Source organism: Furfurilactobacillus sp. WILCCON 0119 (assembly GCF_053471565.1).
In genome coordinates, this window is record NZ_JBPCCV010000003.1 from 1 (window position 1) to 22227 (window position 22227).

Consider the following 22227-nt stretch of genomic DNA (forward strand, 5'->3'; position numbering starts at 1 on the left):
TTGTATTGTTTTGAACTTTCGTTCAAAGACCCTACACATTTGATTCGTCGAAACGTTGTTCAGTTTTCAAAGATCTATCACCGTCAGAACAAATTGGTTTGTATCAGACGACTTAATTAGAATACCAATCTTTCCTTGCTGTGTCAACAACTAATTTCAATTAATTGTTGACGAAGATTGAATTGGTATAGCTGTGAAAACAACTTATTCAAAAGTGATAAGCTGTTTTGACAACGTTATTAAGAATAACAGGTCAGTCGGCTTCGGTCAAGGGAGAATTATCATTTTAACGATTTTCTCATTTGACGGCCAACTGTTCGTCGTCTGCTCCGTTGCATAAGCATTTCGAACCAGCACGACGTCTGTTTTCAAACCGGTCAATCGAACAACCGGAGTTACATCATACCATGTTAGGGTGTATTTGCAAGAGCTAATAAACACTTTTCTTAAATCAATTTCACTAACGACCAAAGAAAGAGCCACCACCCGGCGTAATCACCGGGTGGTGGCTCTTTCTTTATTTCAAAAACTAATCAGTTACATTGTCTTCTGCGCGCATTGTTGGGAACAATAAGACATCACGAATTGATGCCGCATCAGTCAGTAACATGACTAACCGATCGATCCCAACGCCAAGACCACCAGTTGGTGGCATGCCGTATTCCAATGATTCAACGAAGTCTTCATCGATCAACTGCGCTTCGTCATCACCGGCAGCACGTTCTGCGGCCTGTTGTTCAAAACGTTCCCGTTGATCAATTGGATCGTTTAATTCAGAGAAGGCGTTGGCAAATTCATTTCCAACGATGTACAGTTCAAACCGGTCTGTAAACCGGGCGTCATCTTCATTCTTCTTTGCAAGTGGTGAAATCTCCACTGGGTGCCCATAAATAAACGTTGGCTGCACCAATGTGTCCTCGACCTTATCTTCAAAGAACTGGTTAATGATGTGCCCCACTGACCAGAAGTCTTCGTAGTGAATACCATTGTCAGTAGCCAACTGCCGAGCTTCTTCAAGCGTCTTCGGCTCCCAGAAGTCAACACCAGTCTCCGCCTTAATTGCATCCACCATGTGGACCCGCTTGAATGGCTTAGCTAAATCTAGTGTGGTCCCCTGGTACGTTACAACGGCATCAGGCGCAACCGCCTTAGCGGCTGCCTTAAAGATTCCTTCTGTTTCATCCATAACATCATGGAAGTCCCAGTAGGCAACATATGACTCCAGCATGGTAAATTCAGGGTTATGTTTTGTATCCAACCCTTCATTACGGAACACACGCCCGATTTCGTACACGCGTTCCATCCCACCAACAATCAACCGCTTCAAGTGTAACTCAAGCGCGATCCGCAGGTACAATTCAATGTTCAGCGCATTATGGTGCGTAATGAATGGCCGGGCAGCAGCACCACCAGGGATGTTATGCAATACAGGCGTTTCCACTTCTTGGAAGTCTAAGCCATCCAAGTAGCGGCGAACGGCCGTAATGATCTTCGTCCGTTGTTGGAACCGTTTAAAGCTGTCATCATTAGCAATCAGGTCCAGATACCGTTGCCGATAAATCTGTTCCTGGTTTGTTAATCCATGGTACTTATCTGGTAATGGCCGTAATGCCTTACTCAAAAACGTCAACTTCTGGGCCCGAACCGTCAGTTCACCCATGTCTGTCTTAATGACGTCCCCAGTAATCCCGATGAAGTCCCCAAGGTCAGACCGTTTGAAGACGTGATACATTTCTTCGCCGATGACATCTTTTCGCACGTAGATTTGAATCCGACCGCTCCGGTCCTTCAGGTCAGCAAACCCAACCTTACCCTTACCACGTTTTGACATCATCCGCCCAGCAATGGTCACAACGTTCGCCTGTTCTTCCAGGGTCTCTTTATCTTCATCGCCAAACTGTTCACGGATTTGGTCTGCCAAATGGGTCCGGTCAAACCGGTGACCAAACGGTTCAACGCCGTCTTCACGCAGTTCCTGCAACTTATCACGACGAACCTTCATCTGGTCGTTCATGCTTGCTTCTTGCTTTGCCAATTTAATCCCTCACTTCTGTCAATTTCTCACATTCACCATTTTACACTAAAACAGTGCCTGGTTACCGAACAACTTCTGAACTTTCCCGTTCATCGCGTTTCGCCAACTGGTCCAAGAACCCGTCAAAGATATCGATCATCTCCTGTTGGGTTTCGGCATTGTTCAACGCAACTTTTGTCCGAGCAGAGTGTGAGATCCCCTTCAGGTAGTAAGTTGCCTGCCCACGGAATTCGTGAGAACCAACGTGTTCACCCTTCAAGTCAACCAACCGCTGTAAGTGTTCCTTGGCCGTAGCCACCTTTTCTGCTGCCGTTGGTTCGGGGAGTAAGTCCCCTGTTTCGAGGTAATGAGCCATCTGCCCCAGAACCCACGGATTTCCTTCAGCAGCGCGACCAACCATGGCAGCGTCTGCGCCTACTTCGTCAATCATCTTCTTTGCATCTTGTGGTGTCTGAACATCCCCATTTCCCATAAACGGAATGTGGATTTGCTCAGCGACCTGATGAAGCACGTCCCAGTCTGAGTGACCCTCGTAAAATTGGAACCGGGTCCGGCCATGCATTGCTAGCGCGGCAGCACCACCACGTTCTGCGGCAAGCGCGTTTTCAACCGCGTACACATGGTCAGGATCCCAGCCAGTCCGCATCTTGACCGTCACCGGCTTTTTAACAGCATCTGTGACGTAAGAAACCATTTCATAGACCTTATTAGGGTCTAACAGCCACCGTGCACCAGCGTCCGTTTTAACCACCTTATTTACGGGACAACCCATGTTAATGTCGATGATATCTGCCTCAGTGTGTTGATCAACATACTGAGCTGCTTGAACCAACGTTTCCTTTGTTCCCCCAAAAATCTGGATGCTCATCGGGTGTTCTACTTCTTCCACCTTCATCATGGACAACGTCTTCTTGTTTTTGTACAGGATGCCACGGTCAGAAATCATTTCACAAACGACTAGGCCGGCACCAAACTCTTTACATATCACCCGAAACGCGGAGTTCGTAACTCCCGCCATCGGTGCGACAACGATCTGATTGGGAATTTCAATTCCGCCAATGTTCCACTTCATGTTTACTCCTCCAATGGGGCGTCTCTTACCAAAACGTTAGGCTTCACGATCAACTAACAGTTGCTTTAAGTCCGCTTCGCTAAACTGATATTTGTTTCCACAGAACCGGCAGACCGCTTCCGCACCATGATCTTCATCAATCATTTCTTGAATGTCGGCAGTTGGTAAACTGACCAGGTCACCGGCAAACTTTTCCTTTGAACAGTTACATTCAAAACTAACGGGAACCCGTTCCAAAATTTTCACCCGGTCCTCGCCAAACAGGTCATTCAAAATGTCTTCTGGCGTCTTACCATCCCGTAACAGTTGGGAAACCAACGGCATTTCTTTCAACGTTGCTTCCAATTTTGTGATTGCTTCATCGGAAGCACCAGGAAGGACTTGGATCATAAAGCCACCAGCAACGCCAATAGTGTTGTCGTTTTCAACAAACACAGACACCCCAACGGCTGACGGGATTTGTTCGGATTGCGCCAGGTAGTACGTGAAATCATCACCGATCTCACCACTAACAAGGCCAACCTGACCCGTGTACGGTTGGTCTAAACCAAGGTTCTTAGTCACCGACAGGGCTCCGTTTTTACCCACGGCCCCACTAACATCAATGTGCCCCTGTTCGTTCAGTGGCAAATGCACGTGGGGGTTCATAATGTAGCCCTTTACGTGCCCTTGTGCATCCGCGTCCACAACGATCCCCTTGGCCGGGCCATCACCCTGCACCTTGACCGTCATGGTTTCTTGACCCTTCATCAGGGATGTTGCCAACAGGATGGCACCAGTCATGGTCCGTCCTAAGGCCGCAGATGAGGCACTCCACGTGTCGTGGCGCCGTTGCGCTTCCGCCACAACGTTTGTTGTATCCACTGCGTATGCCCGAAAGTTACCGTCATCAATAATACTTTTCACTAAATAATTCGCCATGTCATACTCCTCAAAAATTCTGAAAGCTAGTATACCGCATTTACCGGAAAAACGTTAGCCAAAGCTAACGTTTGCGTCATCATGTAAAGAAAAACACACCGTTTCGACGTAATCGCCAACGGTGTGTTTCGTAAAGACTAATCTTGATGTGAATCAGTTGAATCTGCTGGTTCACTCGCCGAACTAGCAGCGCTAGTTGCCTGGCTCGTTGTGTCAGCACTTGTCTGACTTGCCGCAGATGTTGCTGGTTCATGTTCAGCAGCCCGCTGTGCTTCACGTTGTTCCAAAGCACTCTTCGCTTGTTCAAAGGTTGCTGCCTGTGGGTCAGCTTCAGGAGCTGCACTTTCAGGCATCTTTCCAGTCTTGAATAAACTTAAGATCTGCTTTTCATCCAACGTTTCGTACTTCAAGAGGGCTTCCGCAATCAACTTGTGTTGTTCACGGTGACTTTGAATAATGTTTTGTGCGTCTGTGTAACCTTCAGCAGTTAAACGACGAACTTCTTCATCAATCAAAGCAGCTGTTTCTTGTGAGTATGGTGGTTGTTGGCCATACTGAGCACCCAAGAATGGTTGGCCATCACTTTCCAGTGAAACCATGCCCAGTTTGTCACTCATCCCGTACTGCGTCACCATTGAACGGGCAATTTGTGTTGCCTGTTCAAAGTCATTTGAAGCACCAGATGATTCTGAATCAAAGATGATCTGTTCTGCAGCACGACCACCCATTAACCCGGCAATCTGTTCCTTCGCATCCTTCTTACTCATCAGCATCTGGTCTTCACGTGGCAACATGATGGCGTAACCGCCGGCACGACCACGAGGCACAATGGTTACTTTGTGGACCACCCGGGCGTCGTTAAGCACAAGCCCAACGATGGTATGCCCAGCTTCATGGTACGCCACGGTTTGCCGTTCATGATCAGAAATAACCCGATCATGCTTGGCAGGCCCGGCAATAACCCGGTCTTCCGCTTCATCTAAGTCGGCAGCGTCAATTTGCGTCTTCCCACGACGAGCAGCTAATAATGCGGCTTCATTCAACAGGTTCGCTAAATCAGCACCCACAAACCCAGGTGTTTGCTTGGCAATTTCCTTAAGGTCAACACTGGCAGCCAATGGCTTGCCTTCTGCATGAACCTTCAAAATTGCTTCACGGCCCTTAACGTCAGGACGACCCACAAGGATCTTCCGGTCAAACCGGCCTGGACGTAACAGGGCTGGGTCAAGGACATCAGACCGGTTAGTTGCGGCCATCACGATGACCCCTTCGTTTCCAGTAAACCCGTCCATTTCAACCAGCAACTGGTTCAGTGTTTGTTCACGTTCATCGTGACCACCACCCATGCCAGTGCCACGTTGACGACCAACGGCATCAATTTCATCAATGAAGATGATTGATGGTGCACTCTTCTTGGCTTGATCGAACAAGTCACGAACCCGGCTAGCCCCAACCCCGACGAACATTTCGACGAAATCAGATCCAGACATGGAGAAGAATGGTACGCCAGCTTCACCAGCAACTGCCTTGGCAAGTAATGTCTTACCAGTACCTGGCGGGCCCTCGAGCAGAACACCGGCTGGAATGTGTGCGCCCAGCGTCGTGAACTTCTGCGGATCCTTTAAGAATTCAACAACTTCAACCAGTTCCTGCTTTTCTTCTTCTTCACCGGCCACGTCACTAAAACGAACGGTGTTGGTCTTAGGATCTGCAGGCTTTGCTTTAGATTTCCCAAAGCTCGTGACACCGCCACGACCGCCGCCACCTTGACCAGCTTGGCCCATCATCATGTAGAAGAAGAAGATGATTAGAACAACTGGCAGGATCAAACTAATTAAGTTGATCCAGAAGCCACTTGATTCTTCTGCCTTTGTGTCCATCTTGACGTTGTGCTTACTAGCTGCGTCAGTGATTTGCTTCACGCTGGCATCATTTTCCAGAACAGAAGTGGTAAAACTCTTCACCTTTGTGGATTGGCTTCCGCCTAGTCCTAGTGAAGAATTGCCTGTACTGGAGGCCTTTTGAGCAGTCCGGTAGTCCCCGGTGATCTTATAGACCCCACCGGATGGCTGAACCTGGAAGCTCTTGACCTTGTTTTGATTTAATTCCTGGACAAATTCGCTCGAGCGAATGTTCTGGGTCTGTGAGCCCGTGTTATTGCCAAAGAAGAAATACAAGATTCCCATAAATGACAAAAAGATCACGATCCAGAACAAACTGTTACGAACCGGCCCGTTACGGCGTGTGTTCATACAGTGCCTCCTGACAGTGTATTTCATTTCTTCATCCCATTAAAACGGGATAAAGCGGGGTTACCCCCTGCTAATGAATCATATAATAGCACAATTGACCTATCTTGACCAAACAAAAATGACGCCCACAACGGATTTTTTCAATCGCCCAGTAAAACGGGCGTGAAACCCGTTACAGTAACGCACCAATTTTCTGATTGCTCAGGCCGTGACTGCCTACTTGTCCTCTTCGTAAACGGACGGTTTTAACACCCCAACATACGGAAGGTTTCGATAAAACTCCTTGTAATCAAGCCCATAGCCCACCACAAATTCCTTTGGGAGTTGAAAACCAACGTAATCCGCCTTAGCAGGGACAACCCGGCCTTCTGGTTTATCAAGCAGCGTGCAGACTTTGATGTCCTTTGCGTGTCGCTTCTTTAACAGGTCGATCAAGTATTGTAGGGTCCGGCCCGTGTCGATAATGTCTTCCATGATGATGATATTTCGATCTGTCACATCAACGCTTAGATCATGGATCAGCTCAATTTCACCGGCAGAAGCAACCCCACCGTGATAACTTGAAACATCAACAAAATCCATCTCTGCCATGATGTCCATTTCACGCATGACATCCACCGTCCATAAAATGGCACCCTTTAACACGGACACCATGATCGGCTTTTTATCCCGATAGTCCTCGGTTAGTTGCATTCCCAACCGGTGGGCTGCTTCTTTGATTTCTTCCGCACTGTACAACGTTTTTTCAATATCGTTATCCATACTCTACTCCTTGCGTTGGTTTTAAACATAGTTCAATGACCTGACCGGACATGGCGGTTGCCGCCACTTTACGTCCAACCAACCATAACGGTGTTCCGGTTACTGTCGTCACCAGCAATTGCTGTGAGCGCTCTGCCGTCGCGACCTTTTGGTTGATCATAATCCGCCGAACACTTTGGTGACCGCCGTTTGCCAAGGCAAGCCGATCATCCCCTCGTGCTGGCCGAATAATTAACGGCCAGTCAGTTGGTGAAACTCGGACATGAACGCTTCGAAACGCCGGCCACATTGTGACGGTTTGCTCAGCTGACCACGCACCGATAGCACCCACTTCTGTCACTGACTGCCATTTGTTCAATGGTACCATAGTTTGTTGGTCTGGTAGCGTTTGAGCACGGATTTTTTGAGGACCAGATTCCCGTTTAACAAACATAATTTGATCGTAATGACGCTGCAATTGCCACCCGCGACCTAAATCAATGGTTGCTTGGGGGCGCATCGTCGGCAAGTTAACTGCAAGTCGCCGCCACACACTTGCACTAACAGAGACCTCTGGTGCACATTCACTAAACGCTGTTTTCAGTAACAAACTGATCGGGAGTGCGTCACTCATCAACGCTTGTAAGCTCCCGTTAGCATGCCTGACGACTTCATGGGCCTGTTTTCCCATAACCGCCATCATTTCTGCTAAGTCTGCTGCGTTCGCCACAAGGTCGTCATCAAACCGCGGATTTTCTGCCCGGAGCTGTGGCAGCACCTGGTGTCTCGTTCGGTTACGTAGAACCGTCAGCGACATGTTCGTTTCATCCTCAAAGCTCATCACCTGGTGATCATCCGCATACGCGCGAATGGCGGCTTTGCTGATTCCTAACAATGGCCGCACTAATCGTCCGGGGCCAAACGGGCGCTGCCACGCGATTCCAAGTGGTTCGGTAAAACTTCGGCCTTCGATCACCCGCATCATGATTGTTTCGGCCTGTTCATCCTGCTGGTGTGCGGTCATCAACACCGTTGCCCCATACTTTCTCATCACCCGCTCAAAAAAATCATAGCGAAACGCCCGTGCCGCTGCTTCGACACCCATTTGTGGGTGGTCTTCTTTGGGCCAGCTGGTCACCACTAACGGCACATCCGTTGACGCCAGCTGTGCCCGCAAGCTAGCCTCTTCAACGTCGCTTTGAGCCCGCAATTGATGGTTAACATGTGCAACCACAAGCGTCGGGCGCTCACTTTTTGGAAGGTGGCGGAGCACATCCAGTAACACCATCGAGTCCACGCCCGTCGAGACCGCCACGACAACCGTGTCACTCGCCTGCCATAATCCGTGCATTTGGTTAGCTGCCCGGAGTTGCTGTCTAACTTCGTTCATGTTCGTTACCAGGTTCCACCTTTCTTTGGATTATAAAACGCCTGCCGCTCCTTAATTACATAGAAGTGACAGGCGCTTTTAGTTCAATTTAACTTCGCCGGCCACCACGACCGCCACGTTTTCCTTCAGTATTATGCTTAATGGTCGCTAACCGTTGTTCACTATCCTTTAAGAAACTTGCCATCATCCCATCAAAACTGTTATCAACAGCATGGGGTTTCCGACCTGCGCCACGGTTGCTGCTTCTGTGTTCAGCCCGCGGTTCACGATTCACTTCATGATGGTCATTGCTATGCCCATGGTGTTCACGTGCACTTGGTGCCGTCGCATTGTCAGCGGCTTGCTTGATGGATAAAGCAATTTTGCCATTTTCAATCGATAGCACTTTAACCGTAACTTCATCGCCCACGGTGAGTACATCGTGAATGTCCTTAACGTATTCATTGGAGACCTGGCTAATGTGAACTAAACCACTCTGGTGCTCGCCTAGATCAACGAACGCACCAAACCCAGTAATGCCTGTCACCTTGCCTGAAACTTTGCTACCGATTGCCACTGCCATAAAAAGATTTATCCTCCTGAAGATTGCGTTGTTAACGCTTTAAAACATCATGATTGTACCATAAAACAGCCGCGGGCACCGCCCACGGCTGTTAATTGCTTAATTCTTTACTTCGCATCTGTCGGTAAATTATAAACGGTTTCCCCGTCTTTCGTGTACAGATATTTATCGCGAATTAATTTTTCTAAATAATTATCATTATTCAACTGACCCACCTGTTGGTTCAGCTTCGAATTTTTCTGCTTCGCCGTCTGCAACTGGGTGGTTGCTTGTGCATTTTCGTGGTTCAGCTTCTTTAAGCTGGCCACATTCCGACCGTACGCCCAAAAACACAACACCATGGCCACAGCAAATGCTAGCAAGATCCGCCACATCCGCCCGCGGCGCCGTCGTGATAACTGTGCCTGCGTTTGGTTATGCGCAACTTCACTTGCCCGAAGCCGCTTCACATAATCATTGTTCAGTTGATGAATCGAATGCTCATCTTGCATGCTATTTACACCTCAACTAGACGGGTCCGCAACTTTTGATAATCAACGTTATCCATTTAATGATTTCACCTAAAGTATAACAACGTCAATTTTAGATGTAAATGTCAAACACGTTACAGCTGTAAGGATTAACACTCTTTTAATGCGAACGTATTTTCGCATTTCAATCACTAATTATTTAGATCTTGATTCCGATAATCCTTAGCGTAGTCTTCCGAAACGATTTTATACATCTTTTCGGCATCCTCTTTTTTAGTCGTCTCTAACAGCTGCAAGACCTGAACCGTCAACGTTTTATTCCCAAATGAAATGACAAGTTCATCGTTAACGTTCACGTTGCTGGATGATTTTCCCTTTGTCCCGTTAATGGTGATTCGGCCCTGGTCAGCAATTTCTTTGGCAACTGGCCGGCGTTTAATAATCCGTGAAATTTTTAAAAATTTATCTAATCGCATTTTATTATCCTCATTTTCAATTAATGAACTGATGGCCACTTCATCTTGGCCACCACTTTTAGTAACGTCTTACCACCTGGAAGCGTCAGCCACTCACGCGGCGTAAACAACCGGGTCCACAATGCGGCACCGATGAACACGGCCACGCCGAGACAGACACCGCCAGTTGTCACCACGACTGCTGCACCACGCCCCAGTCCCAACCACAACTGGATCTGCGTGCTGGCGGCCACGGCGCCAATGGCCATTAGCGTCGTCACAAACCCAAGTTTACGGATAAACATCCCCCGCGTCAGGGCTTCTCGCATCGCTTCCGGACTTCCTAGCCACAATACACCTAACATGACGGCAAGGCTGACCACCGTTATGAAACTGGCCCCGTTGATGCCCCAGCGAACGACCGCACCGTAGTTTAATAGCCCCTTTACCGCCACCCCGCTGACCAACGCAACTAACGATAAGCGGTACTGGTTCATACTCTGCAAAATGCTGTTGTAGGTGCTGATCAAACTTGCAAACACAATGCTCAAACAGTAGATTGCCAACGCTAAACTCCCCGTTGAACTTCCAAATAAAACGTGGTTGATACTGGGCATCAACACCACAAGTCCCGCCGTCGCAGCCACTGATAATGCAAAGCTCACGTGAATCAGCATCGTCAACGTGGTTTGCACGGTGTGGGCCCGCCGGTTGGCAATGGCAGCGCTGAGTGTCGGCAATAACGTTGCCGAAAAACTGGTGGCCACGACCAACCCCAACTGAATTAAGGGTTGGGCCCGGTCGTAGACCCCCTTTAGTGACTTCGCATCATCTTGCGAGAGCCCCATGGTCACAAGGCCCCGTTTGACGGTGAATGAGTCCACCAACTGTAACAAAATGACCACGGCGGCAAACAGACAAATCGTGCCCCCCTCGCGCCACAGTCGTTTAACTAAAACCGGCCAATCGTAGGCCTGAGAAACGGCAACGGTCGGTGCTGAAAAGAGCTCTTGGTAGAACACCGCAAAAACAGCAACGGCAACCACCGCACCGAACAAAGCCCCACTCATTGCCCATGCACCCATTTTGTAAACGGGCCATGCGTGATGAGCAGCCCACCACGCCACCACCACAATGATGGCGACCCGGACGACCTGCTCTAACACCTGAGAAATTGCGGTTGGTCGCATATCGAATTGCCCCTGGGCGAACCCCCGACCGACCGCCAGAAACGGCATGAACAGGGCCATGCCTGCCACAACTTGAATTAACGGGGTAAGGCCGCTATCACCCATTGCCCGGGCAATCAACTGAGCCCCGCCAAACAAACCAACGAACAACAGCACGCTGACGACAACAAGGATCACAAAAATTCGTTTGGCCACCGTTTGTTGTTTTGCCCGATCGTCAATTTCCGCAATGAGCTTTGAAATAAAGACAGGCAACCCACTGAGCGCAAACGTCATCGCGATTCCATACAGCGGGTAAACCTGCTGATAAACATAAAATCCGGTATTTCCGACCAAGTTTTGTAGTGGGATTCGGTAAACAGCACTCAGCACCTTAGCCACAAGTGCCGCCACAGACATCATTAACGCGCCGTTAATGAGCCCCCGTCGTTGACTTCCTTTTGGGCGCTGGGGCTTTGTGTTCATGGTTACTCCTTTCGACCCGTTTCTGTTGTGGCCATTGATGCATCCACAACCTGATCAGCTAACGCCGCCACAAAAGCGGACAGATCTGTTAACCAATCGGTCTCGGTCATTTTTGGCTGAATCACCAATTTGACCACCATTTTACCAGCGTTCGTTCCCACTGTCGCCCGTAACTTTGTTTTTGATAACGCCTTAAAGATTTCTTCACCGGAAAATTGCGCTGTCCCCTGCGTTGACAAGGTGACGCTGATAATGTCATCCTCACGCCGGATCTTGCTGACCAGGGCGGCATCCGCACTCATCTTCAAGTGGCCCACTGCCAATAAATTAGCCACTTCACGTGGGTAGTCACCGAACCGATCCAGGAGGTCCTCATCGACCTCAACGTACTGATCTTCATTTTCCAGCTCACGAATCCGTTTGTAAATTTCGATTTTTTGCCGTTGATCCTGAATGTAGGTCTCTGGCAAGTACGCTTCAACGCCCAGTTCCATTTCAGCATCAGACCGCACTTGAACCGTTTGTCCCCGCTTCTTAGCCACCGCTTGGGACAGCATCTGGGTGTATAGATCGTACCCCACAGAATCGATGAAACCGTGCTGTTGTTGCCCGAGCAGGTTCCCGGCGCCACGAATGGACAGGTCCCGCATGGCGATTTTGAAGCCAGACCCTAACTCCGTAAAGTCACGAATGGCCTCCAACCGTTTCTCACTTTCTTCGGTCAGCACCTTGTTTGGCTGGTACGTAAAGTACGCGTATGCCACCCGGTTGCTTCGGCCAATTCGGCCCCGGAGTTGGTACAACTGGGAAAGACCCATGTGATCCGCGTTTTCCACAAACAGGGTGTTGACATTGGGAATGTCGACCCCGGTTTCAATAATGGTCGTCGTTACCAGCACGTCGTATTCACCACGAATGAAATCGTAGAGAATGGTCTCTAACTGACTTTCTCCCATCTTACCGTGAATGTAGCCGACACGCGCATCTGGAACCAGTTCACGAATCTGATCGACCACGTGTTCAATGTCATCCACCCGGTTGTGCAGATAAAAGACCTGACCACCGCGCGCCATTTCCCGTGCAATGCCGTCTTGTAAGGCTACCGGACTTGCTTCCATAACGTACGTTTGGATTGGATACCGGTTTGCTGGTGGCGTTTCGATCACCGACAGGTCCCGGACACCGATCATGGACATGTTCAACGTCCGTGGAATCGGTGTCGCCGTTAGTGTCAACACGTCAACGGATTCACGCATCTGCTTGATTCGTTCCTTATGTTTGACCCCAAACCGTTGTTCCTCATCGACCATCAGTAAGCCAAGGTCTTTAAACTCAACGTCTTTCGATAGCAGGCGGTGTGTCCCAACCACAATGTCAATTTCACCGGATTTTAACCCCGCGACCGTTTCCTTCACTTGTGCCGGTGTATCAAACCGGGATAAAATCCCGATCTTAACCGGAAAGCCCTCAAACCGGGCCGTCATCGTGTCGTAATGTTGCTGGGCCAAAATCGTGGTTGGCACTAGAAAGGCCACCTGCTTTTGGTCTTCAATGGCCTTAAACGCTGCGCGTAACGCCACTTCCGTTTTCCCAAACCCAACGTCACCCACTAACAGCCGGTCCATTGGCTTCGCCTTTTCCATGTCATGCTTAATTTCGTCCACACTGCGTAACTGATCCGGTGTTTCGACGTATGGAAAGGCCCCCTCAAACTCAGCTTGATAGCTATCATCCTTCGGGAACGCGTGACCCGTCTGGGATTCACGGGCGGCGTACAGTTCCACCAGTTCGTCGGCGATGTCTTCAATTCGTTTTTCAACGTTACGTTTGGTCTTCGCCCATTCGGTCCCGCCAAGTTTGTTGACTTTCGGCTTTTTATCCTCCGAAGACACATACTTTTGAATCAAGTTCAGCTGGGTCACCGGAATAAAGATCTTCGCGTTGTTTTGGTAATCAATCGTGATGTAGTCCTGGTGCACACCATCCACTTCCATGGTCTGCATGCCTTCAAACCGACCAATCCCATGATTAACGTGGACCACAAAGTCGCCGGGTTTCAACTCCGTATAGCTCCGCAGCCGTTCAGCATTAGCCAGCGTTTGCCGCCGGGCGCGCTTTTTGGTCACCTTCGCAAACATTTCTGCTTCAGTGATGACCACCAGTTTGCCGCTCGGCAGTTCAAACCCGTTTTGCAACGTGGCCGGAACGACCTGCACCGTGCCAGCCGTTAAATTCGTGACCTTATCCAAACCAGCCTGAATTTCAAAATCATGCAGGGTATCGTTAACCTTACTGATCCGTTCTTCGTTGTTGACCATAATCACAACGGTTTGATCCTGCTTTTGCCACCGATCAACCTCCGTTTTCAATACGGGCAGTTGGCCAAAGAACTTCTGCATGTCACGGACAGCAACGTTTGTTAGCTGATTAAACCGAACGTTTCCCATGCCCTTTTGGAACAGTGAAAAGAACAGTTGTGGTTGCTTGATGGCCCGCACCACATCACGAAAATCATGGCCAAACGTTTGCTCAGCCAACATTTCGTTGGTTCGCAACCGATCAGTCACCCACCCAGCTTCATCTTCGTTGATTCGCCGATCAGTCTCTAACAACCTGGTGTAATCATCGATCAACACCAGCCCATCAGAATCAAGGTAATCAATCAAACCAGCCGCTTCTTGATAAAAGTGGCTGGCATACAAACTTAGTTCTGGTGTTGCACTGGGGGTGGCGTCCGCCGCTGTCAGTGCGTCAAAGTGTGCCACAAAACTGGCCCGCTCGTCCCCCGTCAGTGTTTCTGCCTGCGCCTTGACCAGTTCGCCTAACCGCGCTTTTCCGGCAGCCAGTTCGTCATCAGACACCACAAATTCTGTTGCAGGCAACACGCTCACGGATTCAATCGTTTCCAGGCTCCGTTGGTTTTCTGGATCAAACGTCCGGATAGAATCAACTTCTGTATCAAAAAAGTCGATCCGGACGGGATAATCAGCATTCAGCGGGTAAACGTCCATAATGGACCCCCGCACAGCATAGTCACCAGGCCGCGCCACAAGTTGTTCGTGGGCATACCCCATTTCATGCAGCTTGTTTTGGAGCGCCTTCATGTCGTAATCCTGCCCACTTGCAATGGTCACCGTGGCCGCCTTAAAGACTGCTGGTTGCGGTAAGTAACGCCGTAACCCAGCCAGGTCACTAACCACAATAACGGGCTGGTCCCCTTGCAAGGCATGGAGTGCAGCCACCCGATCAGCCCGGGATTCTGGGGAACTCGTTGCAATTTCCGTCGCAAGCATTTCTTCTGCTGGGAAATTAAAGACTTGCTCATCCGGGAGTAAGTTTTCTAAGTCATCAACAACCTGGCCGGCGTGAAACGCGGTGTCCGTCACAATCAGTAACGATTGCTGTAGTTCCGCAAACATCGTACTGACTAATAACGTTCGTGCGGAGCCAGCAATCCCGGTAATTAACTGACGACTTAAATTTGTTCCGGCAATAATCTGTTGATACTCTGGTGTTTGCCGAATAAAATCCTGTAATTCCATAAAAACCCTTTCGTTGAAAACGGCCGGCATCACTGCCGACCTCCCGCCGTCTGACACGGATAGTGCCAAGCAGCTAGTTAAATTCGTTCATCACTTCATCAAACTTTGTCCCGTCAAGCCACCGTTCGATGGCGCCCTGAGCGTCATCCATTCCAGCACGAATCCCCTCTTTTTGGGTGGCCGCAAAATGGCCGAGGACATAGTCGACAACGCTCATTTTGCTGGGGTGATCAATGCCGACCCGAACCCGTTTGAATGCAGGTGTGCCCACGTAAGCAATAATGCTCTTGATCCCATTATGTCCACCAGCTGACCCCTTTTGACGGAGTCGAATCTTTCCCACGGGGAGGTCCATGTCGTCATGAATGATGACGACATCTTCCAAGGCCACGTTATAATAATCCATCAGTGGCCGAACAGCCCGCCCAGAATCGTTCATGTACGTCGTGGGTTTAACCAACAAAACCTTTTCGCCATTGATGAGGGCGGAGCCAACCAGTGCTTCTTGCTTGGCACGTTTAAACCGAACACCGTATTCTTCTGCAATTTGATCCACAACCATAAACCCTACGTTGTGACGTGTCCGGTCATACTCTGGACCAATGTTTCCCAAACCAACAATCATCTTCATGCCAAGCATCCTCACTTTGTCGTTTTTAACCAATGCAAAAGTGCTGGACAGTCCGAATTAACGGATCGCCCAGCGAGTACGCATTGACGTGGTGGAAATTTGTCAACACCACGCAACTGTTATGTCCTATTGATAGCGTCCATTATAGCACAACGCCCGGTCTGGAACACTTTTGGACGGCTTAACATTCAGCCGTTAACGCTATATTTATCATTGGTTCCTATGCTATAATGAGCACGGTTCGAAAAACTAACAAATCTTTTATTTGAAAGGATGATTATTTTGGCTGCAAATCATCAAAAAGTTGTACTTGTCGGTGACGGTGCGGTTGGTTCAAGTTATGCCTTTGCAATGGCACAACAAGGATTGGCTGAAGAATTCGTTATCGTCGACGTCTTAAAAGACCGGACTGAAGGGGACGCCTTGGACTTAGAGGACACCCTCGCATGGTTATCACCAAAGAAGATCTACTCTGGTGAATACTCAGACGCTAGCGATGCCGACTTAGTTGTCATCACTGCCGGTGCACCACAAAAGCCTGGTGAAACCCGTCTTGACTTAGTTAACAAGAACTTGAAGATCTTATCAACCATTGTTAAGCCAATCGTTGACTCTGGTTTCAACGGCATCTTTATCGTTGCTGCTAACCCAGTTGACATCTTGACTTACGCAACGTGGAAGTTCTCTGGCTTCGACAAGAGCCGTGTCATCGGTTCAGGAACTTCACTTGATACTTCACGGTTACGTGTTGCTTTGGGTAAGAAGTTTAACGTTGATGCCCGCGACGTGAACGCCTTCATCATGGGTGAACACGGGGACTCAGAATTCGCCAACTACGACGAAGCTACTATCGGTGGCAAGCCATTGTTGAAGATTGCTGAAGAAGCCGGCGTTACTCGTGACGACTTAGCAACCATCGAAGACCAAACACGGAACAAAGCTTACGAAATCATCAACCGCAAGGGCGCAACGTTCTACGGTGTTGCCACTGCCTTGATGCGGATTTCTGCCGCTGTTCTGCGTGACCAAAACTCTGTTCTGCCAATCGGTGCACCACTTGATGGTGAATACGGTTTGACAGATACGTTCATCGGCACACCAGCCGTTGTTAACGGCAAGGGGATTGACCACGTCATCGAAGTGCCATTATCAGCTGATGAAATGGCTAAGATGCAAAAGTCAGCCGCAACCTTAAAAGAAGTTCGTGAAAACGGCTTTAAGGAAACTGGCCTTTAATCATTTTGTTTAATCAAAACGGCGCTACACTCAATTAATCGGGTGTAACGCCGTTTTTTAATGTCCGAACATCTAGGATTATGCGCGGTTAAATGCCGCTTGTTCCCATGATGACCGCGTTCACGGAATTTTATCCCCCGCCGTAACGACAACTGTGGTATGATAATGATAAATATTCTTACCATTTTTTAATATTCGGAGGTATTGCTATGCTTTTAAAAACTCTTGTGAAGCCCTACGACAGCATTACAACGGTCCGGGAAGACGCAACATTAGCCGAAGCACTCACCGTGCTTGAAGAATCCGGCTTCCGTTGTGTGCCCGTTCTGGATGAAACCGGCAAGATTTTCCGGGGAAACATCTACAAGATGCACATTTACCGTCATAAGTCTCGTGGTGGCGACATGGACTTACCCGTCACAAGCCTTTTAAAGAACGCGACCAAGTTTATTTCCATTAACGACGCCTTCTTTAAAATCTTCTTCTCCATCAAGGACCTCCCCTACATCGCCGTTCTGGATGATAACAACTACTTCTACGGGATCCTTACCCACACCCGCTTGCTCGACATGCTATCACAAAGTTGGAACTTCAACGTGGGGAGCTATGTTCTGACCGTTGTTTCGCAGGGTGAGCGTGGCGATTTAGCCAACATCGCTAAGATCATCACGAAGTACACATCGATTGCTTCCTGTATGACACTTGACGTTCAGGCTGGTGAACTCGTCCACCGGACCCTCTTTACCCTCCCTGCTGATGTTGATAAAGAACGGTGCGAAAAGATCATTAAAGCTCTGAACCGCCATCACTTCCGCGTTTCTGAAGTTGAAGATCTCCGCATTGAATAGTGACCATTAACGAACGCAACGCAAAAAGCAGTCTTGATCGACATTTCCTGTCGATCAAGACTGCTTTTTTTAGATACTTAGTTATCGTTACGCGCGACTAACCCAACACTGATTCCTAGCGCCCGGTCCACCCGGTGCATAATGGCATCATCTAAATGGGTCACACGGTCACGCAGCCGCTGTTTATCAATGGTTCGAACCTGTTCCAACAAAATCACAGAATCCTTACCGATTCCCGTTGCAGCCGCGGGAATCCCGATGTGCGTCGGCATCTTTGGTTTGCTAATTCGTGCTGTAATGGCGGCCACAATTACCGTCGGACTATAGTGATTACCAATGTTATTTTGAATGATCAAAACGGGCCGCATGCCGCCCTGTTCGGATCCAACCACTGGTGATAAATCCGCATAAAATATGTCGCCCCGTTTGATATCAACTGGTGTTGCCAAGTGGGACACCTTCTCTTTAACGTATGTATTCGGAGCACAAGGCTCCTAGTTCCATCATAGCCGTTATTAACTAACGGTCAAGCGTTGCGGCTTCTGCTTCCGTTGCACAGAACTCATCAGCAATTTCTTCGTTAAGCTGACTCATGTCCGTGTACCCCTTCATCAACAGCGAGAAATCCGTGGCTTTTTGATCCACAAAAAAATGCGTCAGAACTTTTTCGATCAACTGATTTCGTTCCAGTCCAAAGAATTCACAATATGCTGTCAGTTCCGTCATTGTCTCATCACTCAGTGTTACTGGAACCTGCTGCGCGTCATTTGTCATTCCAACCGCCCCCGCATCATCACAAATTAGTTGTCACTCATTTTCTTTAATAGTTTAGCATGTTTTTCTGCGAAAATCTGGCTCCCCATCATTTTGTAACAAAGTCGCCTTCCAAGCGGTCAGTCATACACGAGGGGCACCCGCATCCCCAAATTTGTCGCAATTTCATAATGAATCGTTTCTGCGTAAGCCGCCACGTCCTGCATGGTAATCGTGCGCTCACCGTCTTCACCAATCAGGGTCACAAGCGTATCAACGGGAAATTCATGCGGTAACCGGACCATCATCTGATCCATGCACACCCGCCCAATAATTTCACATTCACGACCATCGATCAGCACATGAAACCCTTGCATCCGGCGTGGATACCCATCCGCATAGCCAACGGGCAGGGTCCCAACCCATTCGTCCTGACTGGCCGTGTAGGTCGCGCCATAACTAACGGACCGTCCGGCCTTGAGGTACTTAACGAATGCTAACTGGGTTGTTAACCGCATGGCTGGCCGCAACGGGTACGGTGACTCGATCGTCCCCCCTGAAGGATTCAACCCGTAGATGCCCACCCCAAACCGGATCATATTTCCGTTACAGGCATCATGCCATAATGACGTAGCTGTGTTAGAAACGTGCACGTAGCGGGGCCGTTCTGGTAGCACATCCATAAAGGCCTGCCACCGGTCACACTGCTGGTTAAAGTAGGTTGGGTCGATTTCGTCAGCCGTCGCAAAGTGGGTAAAGATCCCCTCAAAAGTAAACGTTGCTTGGTGCTCATTCAGGTATGCCACTGCCGTCGCTAGTTCGTTCGGGTACTGGAATCCGATCCGCCCCATCCCAGTGTCTAAACCAAGGTGAACTTTTAACGGTTTGGTGGCCGTTAATTCAGGCAGTGCCGCCGTCAACCACGCTGTACTGCCCACGGTTAGTGACACATCGTGGTCTGCGGCCAAGCGTGCCCACTTTGTTTCAGTAATCCCGAGAACCAACACCGGCACCGTAAAGCCAGCTTCACGCAATGCCAGTGCTTCATCTAAAATGGCCACACACAAGCCCGTTGCACCAGCTGCTAAACAGGTCTTCGCCATTTCTAACAGTCCGTGACCATACCCGTTTGCCTTAATCACAGCAAACATCTCCGTGCCTGGCTTTGTTCGTTTAAGTTCCTCACCAATATTAGCCGTGATGGCCGTCCGGTCAATATGAGCCACCGTCGGCCGGTGGGTTCCAATGATTTGTGCTAATCCTGCCATGTACTTTCCCCTCTACTCATTCCGCAGTTGTTTCTAAAATAACTTCTGTCATGACCAAACTGTCCGTGTGCGAAATGGACACGTGCGCTTGCCCAGCAAACGGATGGCGTACCACGTGTGGTTGACCAACCGCGTTATCTAAAACCTCAATGTCTTGAAACCCAACGTTTTTCCCAATTCCCGTGCCAAAGGCCTTACTGTACGCTTCCTTAACGGAAAACCGACCAGCCAAGAACTCATCAAACCGAGTCCCACTAAACGTTGCCAACACCTCACGTTCAGCTGGCGTTAGCACTTTTTTAATAAACGAGTCATGCTGCTTTGCAAGCGCCGCCACCCGGCTGATTTCTGTCAAATCGATTCCTACACCACTAATCATGGCTACCTCCTGCTTCGCGTCACAAGGCGTTAATCCCGCCTGCCGCCTTGATTGTCTAACCGAAATTATAGCATAATTTCTCGGTTGCTCGTGCGAAACCAACCGCAGTTAACCTGTAAACCCACTGGTCATGGATCAACCTCAACGCGCCATTTTACATCAGAAACAATAAAAACCCGTGATCCACAGACAGTTAGTGTCCATCAATCACGGGTTCTTATCAGTTAAACGCGTTTAAACGTGCGTTAATTTGTTTACTTATGGTTGATTGAGTAGCTTCGCTTGCTGCTACCGCCATTACCACCGTTGCGGCTGCCGTTACTCCGACTGCCGTTGCCGCCGCGTGAACTTGGTTTGTGATCCCCATGTCCCCGACTGCTATCACCGCGGCTACTTCCGCCACGGTAACCGCCGCGACTGCCACCGTTACTCCGACCATTACGGTTGTTACCACGGTAACCACCACCATGACCTGAGCGACCATGACCGCCGTTACCACCGCCATGACGACGAGGTAATGGGCGTTCTGGTGTAATGTGAACAGGCACAGCATGTTCATCACCAGGCGTCAGGTTACTTAATAATGCAGCAACAAGTTCTTGCGCATCGTAGTGATCTAACAATTCACTGGCTTCTTTTTCAAACTTCGTGGTGTCTGTCCGGTCAACCAGTTCAGCAACCTTCGTTTCTGCAGCAGCCAATTGACCAGCAAAGGCTTCAGCAGCCGAAGGTGGCTTCAATGGTAACATCCGCACCTTGGTCAACTTTTCAATTTCACGCAGGTAATCCATTTCGTTTGGCGTTACGAACGTCAAACTTGTGCCATGATGTCCGGCACGGCCGGTCCGGCCGATCCGGTGAACATAGCTTTCAGGATCCTGAGGAATGTCGTAGTTGTACACGTGGGTGACACCAGAAATGTCTAAACCACGGGCTGCCACATCCGTTGCAACCAAGATGTCTAATTTACCATCCCGGAACTGCTTCAGAATTTGTGACCGCCGTTGTTGTGTCAGGTCACCATGAATCCCAGCAGCGTTGTAGCCACGGGCTTCTAGTCCCTTCGACAGTTCGTCGACCCGCCGCTTTGTCCGACCAAACACAATGGTCAGATCAGGAGCTTGAACGTCAAACAAACGTGTCATCAAATCAAACTTTTCAAATTCCTTTGACTTAACGTAGAACTGATCAACAAGGTCTGTTGTCAATTCCTTGGCCTTGATCCGAACTTCTTCGGGTTGGTGCATAAATTGAACACCAATCCGTTTGATCTTATCAGGCATTGTTGCAGAGAATAACAGCGTTTGCCGCGTTTCAGGAACTTGCTTGATGATGCTTTCGATGTCATCAAGGAAGCCCATGTCGAGCATTTCGTCAGCTTCATCCAAAACCAGTGTTTCCACGTGGTCCAACCGAACTGTCTTCCGGTTGATATGGTCAAGCAACCGCCCTGGTGTCCCAACCACGATTTGTGGATGGTTCTTCAAGCTGTTGATTTGGCGACGAATGTCGGCCCCACCATAAACAACCTGAACACGAGCCCGTTCGTATTTACCTAACCGGTATAATTCTTCTTGCGTTTGGATGGCAAGTTCACGGGTTGGTGAAACGATCAGTGCTTGAACGTTCGGGTTGTTCACGTCGATCTTATCCAAGATCGGTAAACCAAAGGCTGCTGTCTTACCAGTCCCGGTTTGGGCCTGACCGATAACATCCTTACCGTCCATTACCAGCGGAATCGTCTGTTCCTGAATGGGCGTTGCTTCTTCAAAACCACTTTCGTCAATGGCTTTCAACAGGTCCTTTTTCAGACCTAGTTCTGCAAACTTCAAATTAGTTCCTCCTACAATCGAAAGGTTTCATCAACACTCACAAAAATCCGTCTGCGAACGCGTGAGGACGGCCGTTTCGATTTGTCTTTCTTCATTGTTTAGTGAGTTATTATCGTGGATGCGTTTAAAAACGCAACTGTACTAGTTTAACGCGTCACGCGTTGTTTGGCAACTAAGTTTGACTG

19 protein-coding genes are annotated in these 22227 nt (G+C 49.1%); 2 read left to right on the plus strand and 17 right to left on the minus strand.

The features are described 5' to 3' along the window. Positions 1-529: 529 nt before the first annotated feature. The 12 genes from lysS to pth all read right to left on the minus strand — a co-directional run bounded on the left by lysS (position 530) and on the right by pth (position 15726). Positions 530-2014: a lysine--tRNA ligase gene (lysS, locus tag ACRYI5_RS05540; RefSeq protein ID WP_448224790.1), complete on the minus strand. Its 1485-nt coding sequence runs from the start codon at positions 2012-2014 to the stop codon at positions 530-532. 82 nt (positions 2015-2096) lie between these two features. Continuing rightward, entirely contained in the window at positions 2097-3107 is a 1011-nt protein-coding gene (gene dusB / locus ACRYI5_RS05545; RefSeq protein ID WP_448224560.1) for a tRNA dihydrouridine synthase DusB, read from the minus strand. A 36-nt stretch (positions 3108-3143) separates the two neighbouring features. After that, positions 3144-4028, minus strand: coding sequence for an Hsp33 family molecular chaperone HslO (gene hslO / locus ACRYI5_RS05550; RefSeq protein ID WP_448224561.1), 885 nt, complete (start codon positions 4026-4028; stop codon positions 3144-3146). A gap of 137 nt (positions 4029-4165) precedes the next feature. Beyond that, positions 4166-6280, minus strand: a complete 2115-nt coding sequence (ftsH, locus tag ACRYI5_RS05555; protein ID WP_448224562.1) for an ATP-dependent zinc metalloprotease FtsH — start codon at positions 6278-6280, stop codon at positions 4166-4168. 216 nt (positions 6281-6496) lie between these two features. Next, the gene (gene hpt, locus ACRYI5_RS05560; RefSeq protein WP_407879150.1) at positions 6497-7042 is read right to left on the minus strand and encodes a hypoxanthine phosphoribosyltransferase; all 546 of its coding nucleotides are present in this window, start codon (positions 7040-7042) and stop codon (positions 6497-6499) included. Beyond that, a complete protein-coding gene (tilS, locus tag ACRYI5_RS05565) occupies positions 7035-8411 on the minus strand; it encodes a tRNA lysidine(34) synthetase TilS (RefSeq protein ID WP_448224563.1) in 1377 nt (458 codons plus the stop codon). Before tilS ends, hpt begins: the two co-directional genes overlap by 8 nt. 88 nt (positions 8412-8499) lie before the next feature. Further along, the gene (locus ACRYI5_RS05570; RefSeq protein WP_448224564.1) at positions 8500-8973 is read right to left on the minus strand and encodes a S1 domain-containing RNA-binding protein; all 474 of its coding nucleotides are present in this window, start codon (positions 8971-8973) and stop codon (positions 8500-8502) included. 107 nt (positions 8974-9080) lie between these two features. After that, positions 9081-9464, minus strand: coding sequence for an FtsB family cell division protein (locus ACRYI5_RS05575; RefSeq protein ID WP_448224565.1), 384 nt, complete (start codon positions 9462-9464; stop codon positions 9081-9083). Between the two features lie 170 nt (positions 9465-9634). Continuing rightward, positions 9635-9919, minus strand: coding sequence for an RNA-binding S4 domain-containing protein (locus tag ACRYI5_RS05580; RefSeq protein WP_407879143.1), 285 nt, complete (start codon positions 9917-9919; stop codon positions 9635-9637). A gap of 20 nt (positions 9920-9939) precedes the next feature. After that, positions 9940-11553, minus strand: a complete 1614-nt coding sequence (locus tag ACRYI5_RS05585) for a putative polysaccharide biosynthesis protein (RefSeq protein ID WP_448224566.1) — start codon at positions 11551-11553, stop codon at positions 9940-9942. Between the two features lie 2 nt (positions 11554-11555). Then, the gene (gene mfd, locus ACRYI5_RS05590) at positions 11556-15095 is read right to left on the minus strand and encodes a transcription-repair coupling factor (RefSeq protein WP_448224567.1); all 3540 of its coding nucleotides are present in this window, start codon (positions 15093-15095) and stop codon (positions 11556-11558) included. Positions 15096-15168: 73 nt separating this feature from the next. Continuing rightward, on the minus strand, positions 15169-15726 hold the full coding sequence (gene pth, locus ACRYI5_RS05595; protein ID WP_407879137.1) for an aminoacyl-tRNA hydrolase: 558 nt from the start codon (positions 15724-15726) through the stop codon (positions 15169-15171). A gap of 273 nt (positions 15727-15999) precedes the next feature. Here pth and ACRYI5_RS05600 point away from each other — a divergent pair, with 273 nt between their 5' ends. Both ACRYI5_RS05600 and cbpA read left to right on the plus strand, forming a co-directional pair. Continuing rightward, positions 16000-16962, plus strand: a complete 963-nt coding sequence (locus tag ACRYI5_RS05600; protein WP_407879135.1) for an L-lactate dehydrogenase — start codon at positions 16000-16002, stop codon at positions 16960-16962. 209 nt (positions 16963-17171) lie between these two features. Further along, a complete protein-coding gene (cbpA, locus tag ACRYI5_RS05605; protein WP_448224568.1) occupies positions 17172-17810 on the plus strand; it encodes a cyclic di-AMP binding protein CbpA in 639 nt (212 codons plus the stop codon). A 77-nt stretch (positions 17811-17887) separates the two neighbouring features. Here the strand turns inward: cbpA and ACRYI5_RS05610 are convergent, their stop codons facing one another. The 5 genes from ACRYI5_RS05610 to ACRYI5_RS05630 form a co-directional block, all read right to left on the minus strand. Continuing rightward, the gene (locus ACRYI5_RS05610) at positions 17888-18259 is read right to left on the minus strand and encodes a type II toxin-antitoxin system PemK/MazF family toxin (RefSeq protein WP_407879132.1); all 372 of its coding nucleotides are present in this window, start codon (positions 18257-18259) and stop codon (positions 17888-17890) included. 70 nt (positions 18260-18329) lie between these two features. Next, positions 18330-18584 carry a hypothetical protein gene (locus ACRYI5_RS05615; protein WP_407879130.1) on the minus strand — a complete coding sequence of 85 codons (255 nt, stop codon included), beginning with the start codon at positions 18582-18584 and terminating at the stop codon, positions 18330-18332. A gap of 119 nt (positions 18585-18703) precedes the next feature. Then, complete coding sequence (gene alr / locus ACRYI5_RS05620) at positions 18704-19831, minus strand: alanine racemase (RefSeq protein WP_448224569.1); 1128 nt, start codon at positions 19829-19831, stop codon at positions 18704-18706. Positions 19832-19847: 16 nt separating this feature from the next. Continuing rightward, the gene (acpS, locus tag ACRYI5_RS05625; protein WP_448224570.1) at positions 19848-20210 is read right to left on the minus strand and encodes a holo-ACP synthase; all 363 of its coding nucleotides are present in this window, start codon (positions 20208-20210) and stop codon (positions 19848-19850) included. Positions 20211-20464: 254 nt separating this feature from the next. Continuing rightward, positions 20465-22042 carry a DEAD/DEAH box helicase gene (locus ACRYI5_RS05630; RefSeq protein WP_448224571.1) on the minus strand — a complete coding sequence of 526 codons (1578 nt, stop codon included), beginning with the start codon at positions 22040-22042 and terminating at the stop codon, positions 20465-20467. Positions 22043-22227 lie beyond the last annotated feature (185 nt).

Excerpts from the sequence above, each read along its gene's own strand:
- lysS (WP_448224790.1), bottom strand. The coding sequence starts at position 2,014 with ATGAACGACCAGATGAAGGTTCGTCGTGATAAGTTGCAGGAACTGCGT.
- dusB (WP_448224560.1), bottom strand. The coding sequence starts at position 3,107 with ATGAAGTGGAACATTGGCGGAATTGAAATTCCCAATCAGATCGTTGTC.
- hslO (WP_448224561.1), bottom strand. The coding sequence starts at position 4,028 with ATGGCGAATTATTTAGTGAAAAGTATTATTGATGACGGTAACTTTCGG.
- ftsH (WP_448224562.1), bottom strand. The coding sequence starts at position 6,280 with ATGAACACACGCCGTAACGGGCCGGTTCGTAACAGTTTGTTCTGGATC.
- hpt (WP_407879150.1), bottom strand. The coding sequence starts at position 7,042 with ATGGATAACGATATTGAAAAAACGTTGTACAGTGCGGAAGAAATCAAA.
- tilS (WP_448224563.1), bottom strand. The coding sequence starts at position 8,411 with ATGAACGAAGTTAGACAGCAACTCCGGGCAGCTAACCAAATGCACGGA.
- ACRYI5_RS05570 (WP_448224564.1), bottom strand. The coding sequence starts at position 8,973 with ATGGCAGTGGCAATCGGTAGCAAAGTTTCAGGCAAGGTGACAGGCATT.
- ACRYI5_RS05575 (WP_448224565.1), bottom strand. The coding sequence starts at position 9,464 with ATGCAAGATGAGCATTCGATTCATCAACTGAACAATGATTATGTGAAG.
- ACRYI5_RS05580 (WP_407879143.1), bottom strand. The coding sequence starts at position 9,919 with ATGCGATTAGATAAATTTTTAAAAATTTCACGGATTATTAAACGCCGG.
- ACRYI5_RS05585 (WP_448224566.1), bottom strand. The coding sequence starts at position 11,553 with ATGAACACAAAGCCCCAGCGCCCAAAAGGAAGTCAACGACGGGGGCTC.
- mfd (WP_448224567.1), bottom strand. The coding sequence starts at position 15,095 with ATGGAATTACAGGATTTTATTCGGCAAACACCAGAGTATCAACAGATT.
- pth (WP_407879137.1), bottom strand. The coding sequence starts at position 15,726 with ATGAAGATGATTGTTGGTTTGGGAAACATTGGTCCAGAGTATGACCGG.
- ACRYI5_RS05600 (WP_407879135.1), top strand. The coding sequence starts at position 16,000 with ATGATTATTTTGGCTGCAAATCATCAAAAAGTTGTACTTGTCGGTGAC.
- cbpA (WP_448224568.1), top strand. The coding sequence starts at position 17,172 with ATGCTTTTAAAAACTCTTGTGAAGCCCTACGACAGCATTACAACGGTC.
- ACRYI5_RS05615 (WP_407879130.1), bottom strand. The coding sequence starts at position 18,584 with ATGACAAATGACGCGCAGCAGGTTCCAGTAACACTGAGTGATGAGACA.
- alr (WP_448224569.1), bottom strand. The coding sequence starts at position 19,831 with ATGGCAGGATTAGCACAAATCATTGGAACCCACCGGCCGACGGTGGCT.
- acpS (WP_448224570.1), bottom strand. The coding sequence starts at position 20,210 with ATGATTAGTGGTGTAGGAATCGATTTGACAGAAATCAGCCGGGTGGCG.